Source organism: Corynebacterium sp. HMSC062A03 (genome assembly GCF_001811145.1).
Taxonomy (GTDB): domain Bacteria; phylum Actinomycetota; class Actinomycetes; order Mycobacteriales; family Mycobacteriaceae; genus Corynebacterium; species Corynebacterium aurimucosum.
The window spans coordinates 12,509-32,075 of the sequence record NZ_KV803664.1 but is presented as its reverse complement, the minus strand read 5'-3'; the positions used below and the strand labels follow the sequence as shown (position 1 = coordinate 32,075).

Sequence of the window (19,567 nt, the reverse complement as noted above, 5' to 3'; positions counted from 1 at the left end):
GGCGCATGCGTGTAGCCATCGTCGCGGAATCCTTCTTGCCTAACGTCAACGGAGTGACCAACTCCGTGCTGCGTGTCCTCGAATACCTCCACGAGCACGGCCACGAGGCCATCGTCATCGCTCCTGGTGCCCGGGATGGGCAGGAGGAGATCCCTGATTACCTCGGGTTCACCATCGTGCGCGTGCCCACCGTGCGGGTGCCACTGGTGGATTCGCTCCCGGTCGGCGTTCCCACTTCCGCTGTGGACGAGGCGCTGCGCGAGTTCAAGCCGGACATCATTCACTTGGCCAGTCCCTTCGTTCTCGGAGCTGCGGGCGCATTCTCCGCACGTCAGCTGCGCATTCCGGCAGTGGCGCTGTACCAGACGGACGTCGCGGGATTCGCCACCAAGTACCATGCCTCCGCGCTGGCCTATGGGGTGTGGGAGTGGCTGCGCACCATCCACAACGCGTGCCAAATGACTCTCGCGCCCTCCTCACTGACCATCAGCGACTTGGAGAAGCACCACATCAAGAACGTGCGCCACTGGGGCCGCGGCGTAGACTCGGAGCGCTTCCACCCCTCGAAGCGCTCGGCGGCGCTGCGCCGGAACTGGGACTCTACGGGGAAGAAAAAGATCGTCGGCTTTGTGGGCCGGCTGGCCGCAGAAAAGGGCGTGCACCGCCTGTCCGCGCTCAATGATCGTGAGGATATTCAGCTCGTCATTGTTGGCGATGGCCCAGAGCGTCCGCTGCTGGAGGCCCAGCTGCCAGGTGCAGTCTTCACTGGGGCGCTGGGTGGCGAGGAGCTCGCAGCCGCATATGCAAGCCTTGATGTCTTCGTGCACGCCGGCGAGTTCGAGACTTTCTGCCAGGCCATCCAGGAAGCGCAGGCCTCAGGCGTGCCCACCATCGGCCCCCGCGCGGGCGGCCCGGTGGACCTCATTGAGGAGGGCTATAACGGGTTGCTTCTCGATGTCCCTACGTTCGTCGAGGATCTCCCGAATGCCGTCGACGCGCTTCTCAATCCGGAGATTCACCAGGAGATGCGGGAGAACGCCCGGAAGTCGATTGCCTCCAAGACTTGGCCGGCGTTGTGCGAGCAGCTGCTGGGCTACTACGAAGAGGTTTTGGAGAATGTCCGTGAGGTCCCGCTGACCATTCTGGGCCAGCGTCCGGAGCTGCCGCGTTGGGCCGCTCGCGCTCTGGGAGCGCGCGTCGCCTAAACTAGGCGCTTGTGTCTAAGGCAGATCTGGAGAAGAAGCCCTTCGATGTCGCGCGCATGTTTGACGCGGTGGGCAAGAAATACGACATCACCAACACGGTGCTGTCCTTTGGGCAGGACGCGCGCTGGCGCCGTCTGACGCGCGAGCGGCTCAACCTGAAGCCAGGGGAGAAGGTCCTCGACCTGGCTGCCGGAACGGCCGTCTCGACGGAAGAGCTGTCCAAGTCCGGCGCGTGGTGCGTGGCCTGTGACTTTTCCCTCGGCATGCTCGCGGCTGGCGCGGAACGCGATGTTCCCAAGGTGGCCGGCGATGGAATGCGCCTGCCCTTTGCGGATAACACTTTTGACGCGGTGACCATTTCCTACGGTCTGCGCAATATCCACGACTTCGAGCTGGGGCTTCGGGAGATGGCGCGCGTGACCAAGCCCGGCGGGCGCCTAGCAGTGGCGGAGTTCTCCAAGCCGGTCATTCCGGTCTTTGGCACCGTCTACAAGGAGTATCTGACCCGCTTGCTGCCGCCGATTGCCAAGGTCGTATCCTCCAACCCGGAGGCCTATATCTACCTCGCGGAGTCCATCCGTGCGTGGCCGGAGCAGCACGAGCTGGCCGCCGCTATTAATCGCAATGGCTGGGAGCAAGCTGGGTGGCGCAACCTGACCTTCGGCATCGTGGCGCTGCACTCCGCAGTGAAGCCCGCTTAAGAGGGCAGCAGGCCTAAAGGCCCTAGGCCCAGAGCGGGGTATCGCGCCGCAGCGTGGAGACCGCCCCGCCGGCCAGCCGCCAGGCGCGGGCGAGGAGGTCCTTGTCCTCGTCGGTGATGAGGTTGCCCATAAGACGCGCTGCGGCCGGCATGAGCATGCGGCCCACCGGCCCGCGCATGGCCACAGGCCCGGCCAGCGGCAGGAATTGTGGGTAGGTCAGCAGGCGCGCGGCGGTGCGGGCAAGTAGGAAGGCCTCGCCATACTCGGCGCGCAGCCGGTCTGGCCACGCCAAGGTGAGGTCCTTGGTGCCGAGCATCTCCACGGCGAGTGCTGCCGTTTCCAGGCCATAGTCGATGCCCTCGCCGTTCAGCGGATTTACGCAGGCCGCAGCGTCACCGATGAGCATCCAATTGGCGCCGGCAACTCCAGACACCGCACCACCCATCGGCAGCATCGCCGAGGTGACGTTGCGCAGCTCGCCTAGACCCCACTCCGAACGCTGCTGTTCGGCGTAGAAATCCAGCGCCTTCTTCGTGTTGAGGCGGGCCGGGCGGGCGGCCGTAGAGAGCGCGCCCAAGCCGATATTGACCCCCTGGCCCAGCGGAAAGATCCAGCCATAGCCCGGCTGCACCACGCCCTCGGGGTCCTTGAGCTCAACGTGGGAGTGCATCCATTCCTCGCCGTCCCGCAGTGAATCGGCATAAGCGCGTGCAGCAATGCCATAGACCTCCTCGCGGTGCCAGGTGCGGCCCAACTGCTTGCCAAACGTCGAGCGCACCCCGTCGGCCACGATGACCCACTGGGCGCGCACGCGGCGCTTGCCGACGGAGAACTCCACCAGCCGGTTGCCGTCCAGCTCCGGCTGTGTCGCCGCGCCGGTTATCAGTTGCGCGCCGGCTGCCTGCGCAGCCTCAACCAGCAGCGCGTCGAATTCATAGCGCGGCAGGGCTGTGCCTTCGTGCGAGGGGTAGGCCTCAGGCCACGGAGCGGTTACGGTGCCGCCGAAGCCGTGTAGCTTGAGCCCGCGGTTGCGGTAGGACGCGTTGACCTCGATGCCGAGGAGCTCCAACTGGTGCATGGCGCGCGGGGTCAGTCCGTCGCCGCAGGTCTTGTCGCGGGGGAAAGGGGAGGCGTCGACAAGCAGCGTCTCATGGCCGGCGCGTGCGGCGTGGATAGCGGCGGCAGCGCCGGCGGGCCCGGCACCTACGATGGCGACGTCAACAAGGGTGGAATCGATCTGCTCCGACATGGGGACTATCATTGCACGGGATAGTGGCCACAAGTGTGTTGAGGGCCGTGCCATGGGCTACGGTAAGTAAACACTAGGATTTTTGAGCTTAAAGGAACACGTTTAATGTCACACGGCCAAACTCACGCCAAGCACGTGGACTTGGGGGATGCGCAGCTCACCGAGCGTATCAACGCCGGGATGGCTGCTGTAGAGGACCTGCTGAATACGGAGCTCGACCGCGGGCAGGACTTCATCAAGGACAAAGTGCGCCACCTGTCCCTGGCTGGTGGCAAGCGTTTCCGCCCGATGATGGCGTTGTTGGCCTCCGAGTTCGGTGAACGTTCACAATCCCCCGAGGTGGTGAAGGCGGCAACCGTGGTGGAAATGGTCCACGTGGCTACGCTCTACCACGACGATGTCATGGATGAGGCGGAGCGCCGACGCGGCGTGGATTCCGCGAACTTCCGGTGGACCAACTCTGTGGCGATTCTGGCGGGCGATGCACTGCTCGCGCACGCCTCGCGGCTGATGAGCCAGCTGGATACCCACACGGTGGAGCATTTCGCGGAGACTTTCGAGGAGCTCGTCACCGGCCAGATGCGGGAAACCATCGGTGCTGGCGAAGCCAATGCCGTAGAGCACTACACGGCGGTGATCCGGGAAAAGACCGCGGTGCTGATCGCGTCCGCCGGCTACCTGGGTGCCTACCACGCGGGTGCGGGTCCAGAACAGTGCGAGGCGCTGCGCCAAATCGGTGCGGCCGTAGGCATGATTTTCCAGATCGTCGACGATGTCATCGACATCTTCTCCGACTCCGAGGAATCCGGGAAGACCCCGGGCACGGACCTGCGCGAGGGCGTGTTCACCTTGCCGGTGCTCTATGCCCTGGAGGAGGAAGGCGAGGTCGGCGATGAGCTGCGCGCCCTGCTGACAGGCCCGCTGGAGGATGACGCTTCCGTGCAACGCGCCATCGAGCTGCTGTGGCAGTCGGGCGGCCGTGACAAGGCGTTGGCCGACGTCAACGCGTACCTGCGCGTGGTCGAGGACCAGCTTTCCCTGCTGCCGGAATGCACGGCTAGTGAAGCACTGCGCCAGTTGGCGGACTATACCGTTCAGCGCGTGGGTTAAAAGCCCCTCCTGCCTGGCGATTTGCATGTTAGGCGGGAGTTCGTAGTAAAGTACATAACCGCACTCAAGAGTGCCTGCCAGGTTGCCCGAGCGGCCAAAGGGAGCGGACTGTAAATCCGCCGGCTTTCGCCTTCAGAAGTTCGAATCTTCTACCTGGCACAACATGAATCCCGCAGACACATCACATGGGTCTGCGGGATTTTTCGATCTCCGGGTGACTCAGGGGCTAATCCAACGTGAACAGCTCTCGCTGGAAATCCGTGGGGTTCTTCAACCGCTCAGCCTTGGGCAACGGCCCCGGCAGGGTGGTGCCTTCAGCGAAGGGCGCACCCGGCAGGTGATCGCGGCCGTGGGGCTGTGCCAAACCATTAAGGTCGGGGCCGGCCGGCACCACTTGGGTGGGATTAATTTCGCGGTGGACTATGTAGTAGTGCTGCTTGATCTCGGTGAAGTCGGTGGTATCGCCGAAACCGGGGAGCTGGAATAGCTCGCGCAAGTAGCCATAAACGTTCGGCATCTCGCTGATCTTATTCCGGTTGGTCTTGAAGTGGCCGTGGTAGACAACGTCAAAGCGGATCAGCGTGGTGTATGCCCGGATATCGGTCTCCGTGATGTGCTCACCCATGATGAAGCGGCGGTGGGCTAGCCGTTCTTCCAACCAATCGAGGACCTCAAAGACATCCGCATAGGCCTCTTCATAAGCCTCCTGGGATGCGGAGAATCCCGCGCGATACACGCCGTTGTTGAGTTTCCTGAAGATGACGTTATTGATTTCCTCCATCTCCTCCTGCTGCTCGGACGGCGGCAGCAGGTTGGGTGCGCCTTCTCGTCGGAAGTCGGTCCACTCTGTCTGGAAGTCCCGCACCATGGAGTTGAAATCATTGGTCACGACTTTGCCGCTGGACTCTTCCACAATGGCTGGCACCGTGATGCCCCGCGGGTAGTCAGGGAAGCGGGCGAAATACGCATCCTGCAGGCGGGGGATGCGCAGGACGGGGTCGAGCCCGTCGGGGTCGAGGTCGAAAGTCCAGGAGCGCTTGTCGTGGGTGGGGCCCGCCAGGCCTAAGGAGATGACATCTTCCAGTCCCAACAAACGCCGAACGATGACCGCGCGGTGCGCCCACGGGCAAGCGCGCGCAGCAATGAGGCGATACCGGTGGGGCTGCACCGGCCAGTCGAGGGCCTCGCCGCTACCAGCCACGGAAGGCTGTGGTTCGTCACCGGTGACCGAGGCAAGAATGCGGTCGCCGATGTAGTTGGTGTCTCGCTTGAATTCGCCGTCCGTCGAGGCATTCTGGGCGTCGCTGGCCCAGTCCTTCGGTGTCTGCTTCTGGGTACCAGAGCTCATGTGTCCTCCCTAGAGCACATAAAGTATTTGATACGTCAACAATAGCTGGGTTTGGTGCGCCTGGAGTAGGGGCGGTCTACCGCGAGAGTGGTGCAAGGGTGATGTGTGCGAGTTTAGGTGCCTGAAAAGTGCGCAAAAACCATTGTCGTACTGGCGATTTGTGTTGTTTAAGCGTTTCGGGTTAACCTTTTCAAGGCTTCAACGAGAGCACAGCGGAAGAAACTCCGTGACTCTAAGAGGCTGTGCCCCCTTAGCTCAGTCGGCAGAGCGTTTCCATGGTAAGGAAAAGGTCGACAGTTCGATTCTGTCAGGGGGCTCCATTCATGTTTCTGGAAGCTTTCAGAAAGTGAATATGGCGGTGTAGCTCAGTGGTAGAGCAAGCGACTCATAATCGCTGTGTCGCGAGTTCAATTCTCGCCATCGCTACCGGGAAAGAAAAGCGCCCGCATATGGGCGCTTTTTCACTACCGACTCCCAGCCTTATACGGCACGTGGTTTCCATGGGGAATCACTGTTCTGGTAGGGTTGTGCGTTGTCCCAAAAGGGCACGCAGAGGGGCGTGGCGCAATTGGTAGCGCAACGGTCTCCAAAACCGTAGGTTGCAGGTTCGAGTCCTGTCGCCCCTGCCACATCACTTCCAAGGAGGGAATCGCCGTGAGCGAGGAAAAGCAGCCGAGCACCGGGGCTCCGCGCCCAACCGGCAAGCGTCAGCTCTCTGGCGCAGCGACCACCTCTACTGATTCCTACACCGACAAGCGCGTCGTGCGCGTCGAGGATAAGAAGGAAGATTCTTTCGGCGGATCCGTCGGCTCCTTCCCAGGTGAAGTCGTCTCTGAGATGAAGAAGGTCGTGTGGCCTACCGGCAAGGAAATGCTTCAGTACGTTCTGGTGACCTTCGCCTTTCTTATCGTCCTCACCGCTCTGGTGTGGGGCGTGGACACGCTGACCGGCCTCGGAGTTGAAGCAATCCTCGCGCCTTAGTACACTAATTTCATACTTTCATCCCGCCGCCTTCCCGCTAGCTCGACTAGGGGAAACGGCGGGATACTTTTTGCCCTAGTCCCGCCGAGTACCCTGGTGGGGGACTGGAAGAATGAACACCAATTTGGAGTAGCAGACAATGAGCGAAGAAAACACTGGCACCTCCCTCGAGCAGGCCATGATCGATAACGTCCAGGAACAGGCCGCCGAAGCGGTCGAGGCTACTGAGGAATCCCAGCAGCCGCAGGAGGAACTGTCCGCTGAGGAGAAGGAAGCTGCCGAAAAGGAAGCTGCTACCAAGGCCGCTGAGGCTGCTCTCGGTGGCGTCACGGATGAGGCTGAAGGCGAGGGTGCAGGGGAGGTGTCGGCAAGTGCTGAGGCAGACGCCGCCGCTGCCGCAGACGCCGAGTACAAGTCCCGCCTGCGCGCCTTTACCCGCGAGCTGAAGAAGCAGCCGGGCCAGTGGTACATCATCCAGTGCTACTCCGGTTATGAGAACAAGGTGAAGACCAACCTCGACATGCGCGCCCAGACCCTCGAGGTGGAGGATTCCATCTTTGAGGTCGTTGTGCCGGTCGAGCAGGCCATTGAAAAGAAGGACGGCAAGAAGAAGGTAGTCAAGCGCAAGCTGCTGCCGGGCTACGTGCTGGTGCGCATGGAGCTTAACGACGCCGCCTGGTCCGTCGTCCGCGATACCCCGGGCGTGACCTCCTTCGTGGGCAATGAGGGCAACGCGACCCCGGTGAAGATCCGCGACGTTGCTAAGTTCCTCATGCCGAACGATCCGACGGTCTCTCCGGAGGACTCCGCAGCAGACTCCGAGGGCGAGCAGGTTGTGGCCATGCCGGAGAAGGAGGCCGCCAAGGCCTACGCGCACGACTTCGAGGTGGGCGAGGCCGTCACCATCCTGTCTGGCCCGCTGGCTTCCGTCTCCGCCACCATCTCCGAGATCGACCCAGAGACCGGCAAGATGCAGGGCCTGGTGTCCATCTTCGGCCGCGAGACCCCGGTGGAGCTGTCCCCGACGGAGATCGAGCGCATCTCCTAAAAAGCGATTTTGAGCTGGGCGCACGGTGTTCTAGACTTGAACGCCGTGCGCTTTTGCGCATCTTGAAACGTTCATCCTCCGGTGGCCCACAATGCGTGAGCATCCGGACGGGGCGCTGTTATTCATCGTGGCGGCACTCCGGTACCACAGGAAAGAGGTAATTCGATGGCTCCCAAGAAGAAGGTCACTGGCCTGATCAAGCTCCAGATCGAGGCAGGCGCTGCTAACCCGGCTCCGCCGGTCGGCCCGGCACTCGGTGCCCACGGCGTCAACATCATGGAGTTCTGCAAGGCCTACAACGCTGCGACCGAGTCCCAGCGCGGCAACGTCGTGCCGGTGGAGATCACCGTGTACGAGGACCGCTCCTTCGACTTCAAGCTGAAGACCCCGCCGGCAGCTAAGCTCCTGCTCAAGGCCGCTGGCATCAAGAAGGGCTCCGGCGTTCCGCACACCGACAAGGTTGGCTCCGTGACCTGGGATCAGTGCAAGGAGATTGCACAGACCAAGTTTGAGGACCTCAACGCTCGTGACATCGAGAACGGCGCCCGCATCATTGCTGGTACCGCTCGCTCCATGGGCATCACCGTTGACGGCGTCCCGGCTAAGTAAAAATTCGATTTAATGCGCGATACGTTCTGTATCGCGCGTGGCAGGGCCAGCTTCGGCCCGCTAACACCACATCAATCCAAGAAAAGGAATTGCACTTATGAGCACCAAGTCCAAGGCATACAAGGCTGCCGCTGAGCTGGTAGACCGCTCCCGCCTGTACCGTCCGATCGAGGCCGCCAAGCTGGCCAAGGAGACCTCCTCCAAGAACTTCGACGCCACCGTTGATGTTGTCTTCCGTCTCGGCGTTGACCCGCGTAAGGCTGACCAGCTGGTTCGCGGCACTGTCTCCCTGCCCCACGGCACCGGTAAGGACGTCCGCGTGGCTGTCTTCGCTGAGGGCGACAACGCTGAGGCTGCGAAGGCTGCTGGCGCCGACATCGTGGGCACCGAAGAGCTGATCGCTGCTATCAACGAGGGCAACATCGACTTCGACGTTGCTATCGCTACCCCGGATCAGATGGCCAAGGTTGGCCGCGTTGCCCGCGTCCTGGGCCCGCGTGGTCTCATGCCGAACCCGAAGACCGGCACCGTGACCGCTGACGTGACCAAGGCCGTTGCTGACGTCAAGGGCGGCAAGATTTCCTTCCGCGTTGACAAGGCTTCCAACCTGCACGCCATCATCGGCAAGGCTTCCTTCGATGCTGAGAAGCTGGCTGAGAACTACGGCGCGCTGTACGACGAGATCATTCGCCTGAAGCCGGCCTCCGCTAAGGGCATCTACGCCAAGAAGGTCACCATCTCCACCACCTCCGGCCCGGGCATCCCGGTCGACGCTTCCGTGGAGAAGAACTACACCGAGTAAATCGGTCGAGCGCATCGCGCTAAATGACACAGGGCTTCGAGGTTTACCCTCGGAGCCCTTTTCCTATGCCTGCCAGTCCCGTGGAGATAGCGGCTCGGATCGCTAGGCGTCGATATCGTCTGGCGCCCAGCCCCGGCCGTCTGCGTCTAAGTAGACATTGCGTGCTAACGGAATCTGGTGAGAGGCAGATTCCAAAATATGCATGAAGTAACCGGCGGTGTTGGGGATAGCGAGGGTATCGCCCACCGCTATGCCCTCTGGGAAATCGAGCTCGCGGCGCAGGATGACTTCATCTTCGATGCAATAGGCCCCCACCACGAACCCGGTGCGCGGTTCCCGGCCCACCGTACCGCGGTCTCCGGCAGTGGGCACGAGGAGCGGGTCGAGCAAAATGTCATCCGCCGCGGTACGGCACTGGGTGCGGTTCATAGCTGCGCCGATGAGGGGCAGGCCGTCGGAGCGCTCTTTGAGGAAGCTGACCTCAGCGAGAATGATGCCGCAGCCATCGAGCAGGCTGCGCCCCGGCTCCAAATGAAGAGAAATATTCCGCTCGCTCAAGGCACGGCCGGCAGGTCCAAACCCGGCTACCTCACCAGAAAGAAGTTGGTCTAACCACTGGCCGCGGGTGGGTGTTTGCCAGAAGGGGTAGGTATTTGAGAGCGGGTCGGACTTCCAGGTGAAAGGCTCACCGGTGCCGGCGCGCTGGGCTGCGATGCGCTGCTGGTAATACTCCCATTGCTCGCGGGATTCGAGGTAGCTCATGGGAACACCGCCGCCGATATCGATGAAGGAAGCAGGCTGGCCAACTAAGCGGAGGTGCTCGATGAGGGCGATGGCCTCCGCGAGTGCGGTGCGGCGGTCCGATTCGCTATAACCATGCAGGTGTACGTGAACGCCGTCAGCGTGGATGGTTTCGGGCCACGCGTGGCTTTGCCATGCGTGAAGGAGCTCACCGAAGCGCGTCGGCGGAAGGTTATCCGGGTTGGGGGCAAGGCGCGGTGCGACGTGCGCGGTGTGGTTGAGGGCCTTGGCAAGGGCAGCGATGCGCTCGGCTTCCGCTCGCGAATCGCAGGAAATGGTGACTCCGCGGTCGATAGCTAGGCGCAGCAACGCGTCGGTCTTAATAGCCGCGCTGAGGATAATCCGCTCGGGCGCGACTCCACGGTTAAGCACTTGGCGCAGCTCATTTTCACTGGCGACGTCCACGCCCAGACCAGCCCCGCGGGCGGCGTCGACGAAACACAAGGCTTTATTGGCCTTACGAGCGAAAAATACCTGTGTGTCCACGCCATGAGAGGCGCCGGCATCGAGGAGCTCTTGGGCGTTGCGGCGCAGCGGCGCGGGGTTGAGCACATTAACGGGCGAGCCATACTCGGAGGTAAGGCGGGAAACTTGCTGTGGGTCGCCCACCAATTCCGTCATCCACTCTTCCCACCGCGCGCGCAGCGCAACGGTGCCATGAACGGGTAACGGGGTGGTGTGGTTGGTCATGGGTTTCCTACTTTCTCCGCCCAACGGGGGATGTCATCGTGCACGGAACGGTTCAACGAGTCATGGCCGGGAAGCTCAAGCTCATTCATGCGGCCGATTTCCACGACGCCGGGGACATCGTGGAAAGGGGTGGGGATGGCTTGGGGAGCTACGGTGGCATCGATAAGCAGATCAACGCCACCCTGCTCGCGCCAGTGGTCTATCTGGTCCGGGGCGGCGAGGTAGCGGGTATCTACCACGCCTGTGCGGATGAGCTCGAGCAGCCGCCGCGCGGTGACCGGTGGTGGGCCAAAGGCCACGCGCTCGAGGGTGCGCGAGAGCTCACGGAAGCCGGGCATGGGGCCATGAGTCTTATGCCATTCAACGCATTCTTGAAAGAGCCCCCGAAACGCCGCGCCTACAGCCGCAGCCGGGGTAAGCGGCCCGGTGCCCTCGGCGGCGCGGAGGGAGGCATCCAGCTCCGCGACGGCATCGCCGGAAAAGTCGTGGCCGTCGAGCACTGCAGCAAGCTCCCCGGTGGAAAACTCACCCATCGATCCGGCGGCCGCCAGGAGGATGTCGCGCAACTCATCGGCATTGTGCACGCCGGCACAGGCGCGCCTTACATTAGCCGGGATCTTGGGCTGCGGCGTGCCCGGCGCGGGTTTGACCTCCATAAAGCGCCCGCTGCGGCTCACCGGGAAGATGACCTCGGCGGCATCGCCGTACAGCAGGCAGACATCGATGAAGCTCAAGGCAGCACCGCGTACCCCAATCCGTCGCGGGGCACTGGGCAAATCGGCGCCGAAGTAGAGTCCGGTGATCGGAACGCGGGAAGGCTCGTGAACTAAGGCACCGGGGTGGAGGTGATCGTGGCCGGTGCAGACGAGGACTTCGTCGAAGGGCGAGCCATCGACGATGAACCCGTCGTCAGCGGCAGACACCGAACGCACACGCTGGGGTAGGTGTCGAATGCGCACGTGCTGCGGGGCGCGGTGCAGGGCAGCAGCCCACGTATCGGCCAGGAATTGCCCTACCTGCGCGCGCGGCGGGAAGGCATCGGTAGTGGATTGCCCGCGGCGGGTACGCCAAGCGTTGAAGCTATCGTGTGCGGTGGTGACGATGGCGCAATTGACGTTAAGGCGCCATTGCGGCGGCTGCTGCGGGCGATACACTGCGCCGGCGCCGGCGGGGTAGGGATCAAAGACGGTGATATCCACGGGGATGCGGGCGCGCTCGATGAGTTCTTCTACGGCCCACAGCCCGCGTGGGCCGCCGCCGATGATGGCGATGCGGCGGGAAGGTTCCTGCGGGCTCACTCTGAATCCCCTTCGACGCGCGCGGCGAGCTCGGGAGGAGAGATGTCGAAGTGCTCGCAGACCCAGGAATCGTTGTAGATGGTATCGAGGTAAGGCTGGCCACCGTCGTGGAGTACGGCCACGACCTCTGCACCGGCCGGAAGGGTAGGCGCGAGACGCTGGAATGCCGCGATGACCGCGCCGCCGGAGGCCCCAGGCAGAAGGCCTTCGGCCTGGGCGAGGCGACGAGCTGCCACAATGGCATCCAGATCGGGCACACGCTCTACTGAGGACGGCGAGAATTTGGTGGATAGATCGGTGACAATGCCAGCACCATAGCCCGGCAGCATGCGGGTGCCGCGCTGGCCCCCAAACAACACGGAGCCTTCGGCATCGACACCGATGGTCTCCGTATCCGCGCCAATCTCAGTGAGCTTTCGCACGCAGCCGCCGAGAGTACCGGTGGTGCTCATAGCGACGAGCAAGTGGGTGGGTGCCTGTCCGAGCTGGTCCACGATTTCCGTCATCGTGCCTTCGGCGTGGGCGTAAAAGGCGGCCTCGTTGGAGTACTGGTTGAGATTGAAAGAATTGGGGATCTCTTCTAGAAGCTCGGCCACGCGGGTGCGGCGAGCGGTGAGCCAATCGCCGGTTTCCGGGTCCGGGTGATCCAGCAATTCTACGTGGGCGCCGTAGGCCCGCATCGTGGCCACGGTGGAGGAATTGACGCGCGGATCGACCACGCAGTGGAATTTCATACCCGCAAGTGGGGCCTGGCGGGCCAGTGCCATGCCGAGGTTGCCCGAGGAAGACTCCACCAGGGTGGATCCGGGGCCTATGTCGCCGGCGTCAAGCGCGGCTTGGATGAGTGCGCGTGCGGTGCGGTCCTTGGCGGATCCGCCCAGGTTGAATTGCTCTAGCTTGAGATAGAGGTGCACATCGGTACGGGGATTAATGGCGTCCACGCGCATCAGCGGGGTATGGCCAATAGGTGGTTGGGCTTGAGAATGAATCCGTGGGTTCATCATTAGCCCCATGGTAGACCTCTGCCTGCGGCTTTTCCCGTGTCTAGTGCTGGATTTGTGTAGGGTAACGGCACTTTTCTCACTAACAGGCAATTGGCAGGTTGGTGGTATGGGATTACAAGGAACATGCCGCATAATAATCTTGTGCGTTTGAGAGAGGCGCATGAGAGATAGAGAGAACACCCTGAGTCTTGCAGGGCGGGCGGCGTGAGAAACCGCCTGATAGACAAGACCCCTTACAACGCGGGTCCCAGATTTTACTGGGACCCGCGTTGTACTGTGTGCGGAGACTTTAGCCCCAGGTGGCTTTAACCCCCAGCGCACCTGAGGCACGTGACTGGAGGAGGGGAAGGGGGACCAGACTAAAGACACCATATGCAGCGCTGAATCGAGATAAGCCCAGGTGAATGCATGCACTCCTTTGCATAAGGTGCCATTGCTTTGGTCCCTGTACCCCAGGCAGCAGGCTCTAGAGGTGAAGACTGCGCTAAGGCCGCGGCCTCCCTTTCATCCAGTACACGGACCAGATGACCTCTTCGCGCGGAACGCCCCAGTCATGCACGGCTAATGAGCGCACAGCTTTTGCGAGATCCCCTTCACCGGCAACCCATACCGAATCTGGTGCGGTATCGGGGGTGAAGCGGGAGCCGAGAAGTTGTCTGGCGCGTGTGCAGTGTTCGTCGTGTGGAGCCAGGACCATGGTGAGTGAGCGGACCTTGCCGCGCCACGTCTCCTCCAAGCCGTCTTCAACTTCATCGTCGTCTGTGATCATGGCAACGACGTCGACTGCATCCAAGATTTCCGGTGAGAAGGCTTCGTAGTGCTCGAGGATGTGCCACAGTGCCGGTAGAGCAGAGGCATCCGCGAGTAACAGTTGTGACTTCCTAGGGGCCTGCCACAGTGCTTGCCCGGTATATATTCCGGCGGTATCCCCGGGTTGGGCATTGAGGATCCAGTGTGAACCCGGGCCATTATCGCCATGGGTCACCACGTCGACATCGATGGTGCACGCTTCTTGGTTGAGCTTGCGAATGGTGTACCAGCGCAATGCTGGGCGAATGTCGTCGGGCAATCGGGTGACGGCGGCGCGAACATTGGCATCGTCGACCGCGAAGGGCGAAAAATCCTGCTCGTCTTGGGGCATGAGGAGCCCAAAATATTCGTCAGGCCCGGCTAAGGGGTAGTCACTAAAAGCCGGCGAGTGAAAAGTTAAACGGTGCAGTCGCGGCTTGAGGCGGGTGTTCCCGGTGAGGGTTACGGGAAGTAGGCGGTGATGCGTCAAGGGAATTGATCCTAGGTAGAGGTCAAATTTGAAACCATCATAACCTGCAGGTTAGGCTAGCCTCAAATAAGTTAGGGGGCGCGTTAATGTGCGTGCCGCTTCCCTGTGAAGGAAAGGTTCATTCCATGGTTGCTATCAACCGGCGCGCGAAAGCAGTGCTCGCTATTGTCTCAGCGGCAGCGATTGCTTTAGCGGGGTGCTCGCGCGGAAGTGGCGAGGACAGTGCGGGTGCGGACAGTGCTGAGGAGGTGCGCGTTGCCAGCCTGGGGCTCGGTGATGCCGATACCGTGCTGGCACTCGGAATCACTCCGGTTGCCGTAGCACCCTGGGGTTCGCAAGGCGACGGTGATGGCTCCGGCGTTGGCCCATGGGCGAAGGAACTTTTGGGTGACGCCCAGCCCGAGGTGATTTATAACACCGCTTCCGGTTTCACGGCAGAGGTTCTTGAACAGGTCACGGCCTCGGATCCCACGCAGATCATCGCCGTGAACCAAGCTGTGGATCAGGAGGCGAAGAAATCCCTCGAGGATATCGCCCCGCTGACCGTGAAGCCCGAAGGTTTCGAAGACTGGCAGATTCCCTGGGAGGAACAAGTCAAGACCATCGCCTCTGCCGTGGATAAGGAAGAGGAGGGGGAGAAGCTCATTGACCAAGCGGAGGACGCCTTTGAGCAGTTCAAGGACTCCCACCCGGAGCTGCAGGGCAAGCGCGCAGCCATCGTCATGCCCTATGACGGGAAGCTGGGCCTCTACACAGCAGAGGACGGCCGCGGACAGTTCATTGAGAACCTCGGCTTTGACATTCCGAAGGAATTGCAGGGTGATGGTTCCAGCTTCTTCGTGGACTATGCCCCGGAAAACTACTCCCAGCTCAACAACGTGGACTACCTGTTCGTCTTGGATTACAACGGCGCGGCCGATGAACTCAAGAAGGATTCCACGTTCCAGGGCCTCGACGTGGTCAAGGATGGCCGTGTTCGCTACCTGGACACGGACACCGGCAATGCGATGAGCATGCCAAATCCGCTGACTATTCCGTGGGCCGTCGACAAGTTCGAAGAGAAGCTTTAAGTGCTCGCATTACCGAGGAAGGCTGAGGCTATCCACGGTGCTGCGGGTGCGCGCCACGGCGGTGAGACAGCCGCATTGGATTCGCGGGGGAGAAGCCGCGCACTGCTCACCACGGCCCTAGTTGTGTCGACCTTCCTCCTTTTGCTGTGCTCATTGGCGGTGGGTTCGAGGGCTATTCCGTTGCCGGATCTGTTGTCTGCGCTCCTCCGCGGAGGCGAAGCAGATATCGAGAACATCGTGTGGGATTTGCGTATTCCCCGCACGTTCGTGGCCTACTTTGCTGGTGCGGCCATCGCGGTATCGGGTGTAATCGCCCAGTCCTGGACTAGAAATCCCCTCGCCGATCCGGGCTTCATCGGTATCACCGCGGGAGCCTCGTTCCTGGTTGCCCTCGGGACGGCGCTAGGTGTCGCCACCTCAACCGGAATGCGGACCGCGCTCGCCCTCCTCGGCGCTGGCTTAGCCACGGCATTAGTGCTGGGCGTGTCCCGCAGGTTTCAGGATCCCCTGACGCTGGTTCTAGTCGGCGCGGGAGTTGCTGCCGCCTTGAGCTCTGGCGCCATGCTGATCGGCCTGTACTCCACGGATGTTCTCGACAGCATGCGCCGGTGGACCATCGGCTCCACGTTTGGGCGCGGCCCAGAGGATGTCGCCATCGCAGGTGTTGGGTTGCTAATCGGGCTTATCATCGCCGCACGAGTGGCGCGCCCGCTCGACCTTTTAGCCATGGGGGAGGAATCCTCGGTCGCACTAGGCGGCTCGCCCACGCTGACGCGGCGCGGTGCTGCCTTGAGCATCGTTGTGCTAGCAGGATGCGCTACTGCGGCGACGGGGCCCATTGCCTTCGTCGGCTTTGCCATCCCCCATTTGCTGCGCCGGTTCACGGGGCCAGAAGTTACCGCGATGATTGCACCGGCCGCATTGCTCGGTGGTTGCTCCGTACTCACTGCGGATATTCTCGGCCGCCTCATCGCAGGTCCCTCTGAGCTGGAGATGTCCATCGTCTTGGCCTTTGTGGGCGCACCATTTCTCATCTGGGCCGTACACCGTGGGGAGCACAAGCTATGAGGGGGTTGCAGAAGGGGGACGTCGCCAAGCAACTGCGTTCCCAAGAGCGGCAGCGCCGGACATGGATATGGGCAGCGACCTGCTTCTTTGTTCTGGTCGCAGCAAGCTCCTATGTCCTCCTTTTGGGCCAGGGGCCTGTGGCCTTGAGCCCGGGGCGGGTCCTGGAGATTCTCAACGGCGGCGGAAGCCGAAGCGAAATCCGCGTTGTCTGGGACCTTCGCATGCCGGTAGCTCTAGCGACCCTCATCGTGGGTGCCGCGCTCGGACTGGCGGGATCGTGGACGCAGTCAATGTCGCGCAATCCGTTGGCCTCGCCCGACATTCTTGGCGTGACTGGTGGCGCGTCCGTCATGGTGGTCCTCGGAACGGTAGTCTCCCGGCCGCTGCTTGCCGACGGGCTCTCCATGTTCTGGTGGAGGGCCGGGCTCGCGTTGCTGGGCGCCGTGCTAGCAGCCATCCTGCTGGTGGCGCTGGGGGGAATCGGCACGAGCAACCGCATCGTCATCGTCGGAATCGCGCTCTCCCTGCTGTTCCAAGCGCTGGTGGCGTATCTCTTGCGCGCAGCCGAGCTCCTCCGCGCGGCGCAATCCCAGCTGTGGCTGGCGGGAACCACGGGCTTCGTGCGGATGGAAGTCATTCTTCCTTTGCTCGTGGGGTTGACTCCTTTTGTGGTGCTTGGCCTGTGGTGTGCTCGGGAGTTGCCGCTTCTTGCGCATGATGATCTCTCGGCCCTTTCCCTCGGGGTTAACATCACGCGAACACGCGCGCTGCTGCTGGTCGCAGCTACGGGCATCTGCGCGGTGACCGTATCCGTGGCCGGCCCCATTGGTTTCATCGCGCTCCTGGCCCCGCATGTGGGGCGCATTGTTGCCCGAACGCCCACGCCGGTGCCCCTAGTCTCCTGCGCTGCCGGCGCCGCCTTGTTGAGCGCGTGCGCTGTCATTGCTGGAATGCTGCCGATGGACGCTCCAGTGGGCGCTGTCTCCTCCATCATCGGAGGTTGTGCCCTGGTCATCTTGGTGTGGAATGCCGCACGGCGGAGAGGATAAAAAACTTGTGAAAGACAGAGAAATTACAGCTACCGGTATTCATGCCGGCTATAAGGACGGGGAAGACATCCTGTCCGGCGTTGACTTGGTGGCCCGCCCGGGTGAAATCACCACGCTTATTGGACCGAATGGTTGCGGCAAGTCCACGCTGTTGAAGACCTTGTCTAAGATTCTTCGCCCGCGACAGGGGAGCGTGCACATCGGCGAGCTAGACGTGCACGCTATGAGCCCGAAAGAAGCAGCTACCCACGTGGCGCTCCTTCCGCAGCAGCCGATGGCCCCGGATGGGCTGCGGGTGGGCGAGCTCGTCGCGCGCGGGCGCTACCCGCACCTGGGCCGCGGGCGGGGACTGTCCGCGAAGGACCGCGACATCATCGCGCAGGCCTGCGTGGAGACTGGTATTGCTGACTTCATCGACCGTGACATCGCGGCGCTCTCGGGCGGCCAACGCCAACGGGTGTGGCTGGCGCTTGCTCTGGCGCAGGACACGCCAGTGCTGCTTCTCGACGAACCCACCACCTTCCTCGACCCAGCCCACGCCATGAGCGTTTTAGAGCTCGTGCGCAAACAAGCCGACTCGGGGAAAACAGTCGTCGTCGTGTTGCACGATCTCATGCTGGCCGGCCAGTACTCCGACACCATGGTGGTCATGAACAACGGCGAGGTCATCGCGCAGGGAAGTCCCCGCCAGGCGTTGCGGAAAGACGTGTTGGCAGCCGCGTATGGCATCGATGTGGAAATCTGGGATGACCCGCGAGGCGACTCTCCGGTTATCGTTCCGCGTGGGGTGCTCGGTGACTAGACATGCTCATACACGAGCTCGAGCAGGAAACTCCCAGCGGAGCGATTTGGAGTTGTGGCAGGTCGGGTTGTAAAGTACCTAGCGAAGTTTGAACGGCCCGCTGCGGTCGAGTCAAAGTTCACCGAAGACCGTCGGTCATCCGGATACCCGGATCGAAGGTTCCTCATCCTAGAGGGCGGCCCACGCAGGAGACACTTTGCGAATGAGCGCGGATTTCCGCGCGCGCCCTGTGCTCTTGCACGGGGCTTTTGTTATTTCGGTTGTCCATCGGGTAAGCGGAGTAGGGAAGGCCCCGGCGGAAAACACAAGAGATGTTTCGAAAGGAGGCGAAGTAGAAAATGGCAAACCCGAAGAACACCGCAGACCTGGCGGCACTGAAGGAGAAGCTCGAGGGTGCAAACTCCATCGTGCTTACCGAGTACCGTGGCCTGACCGTGGGTCAGCTCCAGGAGCTGCGTACCAACCTCGGCTTTGACGTTGAGTACTCCGTCGCCAAGAACACCCTTTTCAAGATCGCTGCCAACGAAGCTGGCATCGAGGGTCTTGACGAGCACCTGACTGGCCCGACCGCTATTGCGTTCATCAAGGGCGAGGCAGTGGATGCTGCGAAGGTCATCACCAAGTTCGCTGATGACAACAAGGCACTCGTTATCAAGGGTGGCTACATGGACGGCAACGCTCTGTCTGCCGACCAGGTTGAGGCCATCGCCAAGCTGGACAACCGCGAGACCACCCTCGCAAAGCTGGCTGGCGCCATGAAGGGTTCTATGGCAAAGGCTGCCGCCGTATTCAACGCTCCTGCAACCAAGATGGTCCGCACCGCTGCGGCCCTGCAGGACAAGAAGGCTGCGGAAGCTTAAGACGCCACTTACAGGCGCACAACTTAAACACACACACTTATCTGGCTGCCTAGCGCGGCCAGGAACAATGAGAAAGGATGCCAATCATGGCTAAGCTCACCAAGGACGAGCTCATTGAAGCTTTCAAGGAAATGACCCTCATCGAGCTCTCCGAGTTCGTCAAGGAGTTCGAGGAGGTCTTCGACGTTGAGGCCGCCGCTCCGGTTGCTGCTGTTGCTGCTGGTGCCCCGGCTGCCGGCGGTGCCGCTGAGGAAGAGAAGACCGAGTTCGACGTCGTTCTGACCGACGCTGGCGCTAAGAAGATCGGCGTTATTAAGGCTGTCCGTGAGATCGTCTCCGGCCTGGGCCTGAAGGAAGCTAAGGAGCTCGTTGAGGGTGCTCCGAAGGCTATCCTCGAGGGTGCTTCCAAGGACGACGCTGACGCTGCTAAGGCTAAGCTCGAAGAGGCTGGCGCTTCCGTCGAGCTCAAGTAATTCACCTGAATTACTCAGCTTTCCTGCGCAGCACACTCGCTGCGCGCCAACAACCCCGTTCCGCTTTCCTGCGGTGCGGGGTTGTTCCCGTTTTGCCGGAACCCCGATGGCCCGGCGGAT

19 protein-coding genes and 4 tRNA genes are annotated in these 19,567 nt (G+C 61.9%); 17 read left to right on the top strand and 6 right to left on the bottom strand.

Translation table 11 applies throughout. From position 1 onward, the window contains the following. Positions 1 to 5 precede the first annotated feature (5 nt). Together HMPREF2781_RS05655 and HMPREF2781_RS05650 are read left to right on the top strand one after the other, a co-directional pair. Positions 6 to 1,205: a glycosyltransferase family 4 protein gene (locus tag HMPREF2781_RS05655; RefSeq protein WP_070448041.1), complete on the top strand. Its 1,200-nt coding sequence runs from the start codon at positions 6 to 8 to the stop codon at positions 1,203 to 1,205. Between the two features lie 11 nt (positions 1,206 to 1,216). Beyond that, complete coding sequence (locus HMPREF2781_RS05650; protein WP_046647771.1) at positions 1,217 to 1,906, top strand: demethylmenaquinone methyltransferase; 690 nt, start codon at positions 1,217 to 1,219, stop codon at positions 1,904 to 1,906. Between the two features lie 22 nt (positions 1,907 to 1,928). Here HMPREF2781_RS05650 and HMPREF2781_RS05645 read toward each other — a convergent pair whose 3' ends face one another. Continuing rightward, positions 1,929 to 3,167, bottom strand: coding sequence for a geranylgeranyl reductase family protein (locus HMPREF2781_RS05645; protein ID WP_070644703.1), 1,239 nt, complete (start codon positions 3,165 to 3,167; stop codon positions 1,929 to 1,931). A gap of 93 nt (positions 3,168 to 3,260) precedes the next feature. Here HMPREF2781_RS05645 and HMPREF2781_RS05640 point away from each other — a divergent pair, with 93 nt between their 5' ends. Further along, positions 3,261 to 4,265 carry a polyprenyl synthetase family protein gene (locus HMPREF2781_RS05640; RefSeq protein ID WP_070447998.1) on the top strand — a complete coding sequence of 335 codons (1,005 nt, stop codon included), beginning with the start codon at positions 3,261 to 3,263 and terminating at the stop codon, positions 4,263 to 4,265. A gap of 76 nt (positions 4,266 to 4,341) precedes the next feature. Next, positions 4,342 to 4,424: transfer RNA gene (locus HMPREF2781_RS05635), tRNA-Tyr, on the top strand. Positions 4,425 to 4,491: 67 nt separating this feature from the next. Here HMPREF2781_RS05635 and HMPREF2781_RS05630 read toward each other — a convergent pair. Then, positions 4,492 to 5,613: a glutathione S-transferase C-terminal domain-containing protein gene (locus tag HMPREF2781_RS05630; RefSeq protein ID WP_070644702.1), complete on the bottom strand. Its 1,122-nt coding sequence runs from the start codon at positions 5,611 to 5,613 to the stop codon at positions 4,492 to 4,494. 244 nt (positions 5,614 to 5,857) lie between these two features. On the opposite strand from HMPREF2781_RS05630, the gene HMPREF2781_RS05625 reads away from it, so the two are divergent. From HMPREF2781_RS05625 to rplA, 7 genes are all read left to right on the top strand, one after another. Next, positions 5,858 to 5,933, top strand: a tRNA-Thr gene (locus tag HMPREF2781_RS05625). A 34-nt stretch (positions 5,934 to 5,967) separates the two neighbouring features. After that, positions 5,968 to 6,039: transfer RNA gene (locus HMPREF2781_RS05620), tRNA-Met, on the top strand. A gap of 127 nt (positions 6,040 to 6,166) precedes the next feature. Continuing rightward, a tRNA-Trp gene (locus HMPREF2781_RS05615) sits at positions 6,167 to 6,242 on the top strand. A gap of 25 nt (positions 6,243 to 6,267) precedes the next feature. Next, a complete protein-coding gene (secE, locus tag HMPREF2781_RS05610; protein WP_070448002.1) occupies positions 6,268 to 6,594 on the top strand; it encodes a preprotein translocase subunit SecE in 327 nt (108 codons plus the stop codon). Between the two features lie 139 nt (positions 6,595 to 6,733). After that, a complete protein-coding gene (gene nusG, locus HMPREF2781_RS05605; protein WP_070448006.1) occupies positions 6,734 to 7,642 on the top strand; it encodes a transcription termination/antitermination protein NusG in 909 nt (302 codons plus the stop codon). 165 nt (positions 7,643 to 7,807) lie between these two features. Beyond that, positions 7,808 to 8,251, top strand: a complete 444-nt coding sequence (rplK, locus tag HMPREF2781_RS05600; protein ID WP_010189723.1) for a 50S ribosomal protein L11 — start codon at positions 7,808 to 7,810, stop codon at positions 8,249 to 8,251. 97 nt (positions 8,252 to 8,348) lie between these two features. Then, the gene (gene rplA, locus HMPREF2781_RS05595; RefSeq protein WP_070644701.1) at positions 8,349 to 9,053 is read left to right on the top strand and encodes a 50S ribosomal protein L1; all 705 of its coding nucleotides are present in this window, start codon (positions 8,349 to 8,351) and stop codon (positions 9,051 to 9,053) included. A 102-nt stretch (positions 9,054 to 9,155) separates the two neighbouring features. Here the strand turns inward: rplA and HMPREF2781_RS05590 are convergent, their stop codons facing one another. The 4 genes from HMPREF2781_RS05590 to HMPREF2781_RS05575 all read right to left on the bottom strand — a co-directional run bounded on the left by HMPREF2781_RS05590 (position 9,156) and on the right by HMPREF2781_RS05575 (position 14,125). Further along, entirely contained in the window at positions 9,156 to 10,544 is a 1,389-nt protein-coding gene (locus tag HMPREF2781_RS05590) for a type III PLP-dependent enzyme domain-containing protein (protein ID WP_070644700.1), read from the bottom strand. Beyond that, positions 10,541 to 11,842 carry an FAD/NAD(P)-binding protein gene (locus tag HMPREF2781_RS05585; RefSeq protein WP_070644699.1) on the bottom strand — a complete coding sequence of 434 codons (1,302 nt, stop codon included), beginning with the start codon at positions 11,840 to 11,842 and terminating at the stop codon, positions 10,541 to 10,543. Before HMPREF2781_RS05585 ends, HMPREF2781_RS05590 begins: the two co-directional genes overlap by 4 nt. Continuing rightward, on the bottom strand, positions 11,839 to 12,855 hold the full coding sequence (locus tag HMPREF2781_RS05580) for a pyridoxal-phosphate dependent enzyme (RefSeq protein ID WP_070644698.1): 1,017 nt from the start codon (positions 12,853 to 12,855) through the stop codon (positions 11,839 to 11,841). Before HMPREF2781_RS05580 ends, HMPREF2781_RS05585 begins: the two co-directional genes overlap by 4 nt. Positions 12,856 to 13,330: 475 nt before the next feature. Continuing rightward, positions 13,331 to 14,125, bottom strand: a complete 795-nt coding sequence (locus HMPREF2781_RS05575; protein ID WP_070644697.1) for a siderophore-interacting protein — start codon at positions 14,123 to 14,125, stop codon at positions 13,331 to 13,333. Between the two features lie 125 nt (positions 14,126 to 14,250). On the opposite strand from HMPREF2781_RS05575, the gene HMPREF2781_RS05570 reads away from it, so the two are divergent. From HMPREF2781_RS05570 to rplL, 6 genes are all read left to right on the top strand, one after another. Further along, on the top strand, positions 14,251 to 15,195 hold the full coding sequence (locus HMPREF2781_RS05570; RefSeq protein WP_070644696.1) for an ABC transporter substrate-binding protein: 945 nt from the start codon (positions 14,251 to 14,253) through the stop codon (positions 15,193 to 15,195). Beyond that, a complete protein-coding gene (locus HMPREF2781_RS05565; RefSeq protein WP_083308529.1) occupies positions 15,196 to 16,263 on the top strand; it encodes a FecCD family ABC transporter permease in 1,068 nt (355 codons plus the stop codon). Further along, entirely contained in the window at positions 16,260 to 17,312 is a 1,053-nt protein-coding gene (locus HMPREF2781_RS05560) for a FecCD family ABC transporter permease (RefSeq protein WP_070644695.1), read from the top strand. The genes HMPREF2781_RS05565 and HMPREF2781_RS05560 overlap by 4 nt, the downstream gene beginning before the upstream one ends. 7 nt (positions 17,313 to 17,319) lie before the next feature. Then, positions 17,320 to 18,114 carry an ABC transporter ATP-binding protein gene (locus HMPREF2781_RS05555; protein WP_083308530.1) on the top strand — a complete coding sequence of 265 codons (795 nt, stop codon included), beginning with the start codon at positions 17,320 to 17,322 and terminating at the stop codon, positions 18,112 to 18,114. 338 nt (positions 18,115 to 18,452) lie between these two features. Further along, the gene (rplJ, locus tag HMPREF2781_RS05550; RefSeq protein WP_070644693.1) at positions 18,453 to 18,974 is read left to right on the top strand and encodes a 50S ribosomal protein L10; all 522 of its coding nucleotides are present in this window, start codon (positions 18,453 to 18,455) and stop codon (positions 18,972 to 18,974) included. Between the two features lie 86 nt (positions 18,975 to 19,060). Beyond that, on the top strand, positions 19,061 to 19,447 hold the full coding sequence (gene rplL / locus HMPREF2781_RS05545; RefSeq protein ID WP_046647762.1) for a 50S ribosomal protein L7/L12: 387 nt from the start codon (positions 19,061 to 19,063) through the stop codon (positions 19,445 to 19,447). Positions 19,448 to 19,567 lie beyond the last annotated feature (120 nt).

Bases quoted from the DNA above. Each gene is read 5' to 3' on its own strand.
- HMPREF2781_RS05580 (WP_070644698.1), bottom strand. From the start codon at position 12,855: ATGGGGCTAATGATGAACCCACGGATTCATTCTCAAGCCCAACCACCT.
- rplA (WP_070644701.1), top strand. From the start codon at position 8,349: ATGAGCACCAAGTCCAAGGCATACAAGGCTGCCGCTGAGCTGGTAGAC.
- rplK (WP_010189723.1), top strand. From the start codon at position 7,808: ATGGCTCCCAAGAAGAAGGTCACTGGCCTGATCAAGCTCCAGATCGAG.
- HMPREF2781_RS05645 (WP_070644703.1), bottom strand. From the start codon at position 3,167: ATGATAGTCCCCATGTCGGAGCAGATCGATTCCACCCTTGTTGACGTC.
- HMPREF2781_RS05655 (WP_070448041.1), top strand. From the start codon at position 6: ATGCGTGTAGCCATCGTCGCGGAATCCTTCTTGCCTAACGTCAACGGA.
- HMPREF2781_RS05640 (WP_070447998.1), top strand. From the start codon at position 3,261: ATGTCACACGGCCAAACTCACGCCAAGCACGTGGACTTGGGGGATGCG.
- HMPREF2781_RS05560 (WP_070644695.1), top strand. From the start codon at position 16,260: ATGAGGGGGTTGCAGAAGGGGGACGTCGCCAAGCAACTGCGTTCCCAA.
- HMPREF2781_RS05570 (WP_070644696.1), top strand. From the start codon at position 14,251: ATGGTTGCTATCAACCGGCGCGCGAAAGCAGTGCTCGCTATTGTCTCA.
- nusG (WP_070448006.1), top strand. From the start codon at position 6,734: ATGAGCGAAGAAAACACTGGCACCTCCCTCGAGCAGGCCATGATCGAT.
- HMPREF2781_RS05630 (WP_070644702.1), bottom strand. From the start codon at position 5,613: ATGAGCTCTGGTACCCAGAAGCAGACACCGAAGGACTGGGCCAGCGAC.
- HMPREF2781_RS05590 (WP_070644700.1), bottom strand. From the start codon at position 10,544: ATGACCAACCACACCACCCCGTTACCCGTTCATGGCACCGTTGCGCTG.
- rplJ (WP_070644693.1), top strand. From the start codon at position 18,453: ATGGCAAACCCGAAGAACACCGCAGACCTGGCGGCACTGAAGGAGAAG.
- rplL (WP_046647762.1), top strand. From the start codon at position 19,061: ATGGCTAAGCTCACCAAGGACGAGCTCATTGAAGCTTTCAAGGAAATG.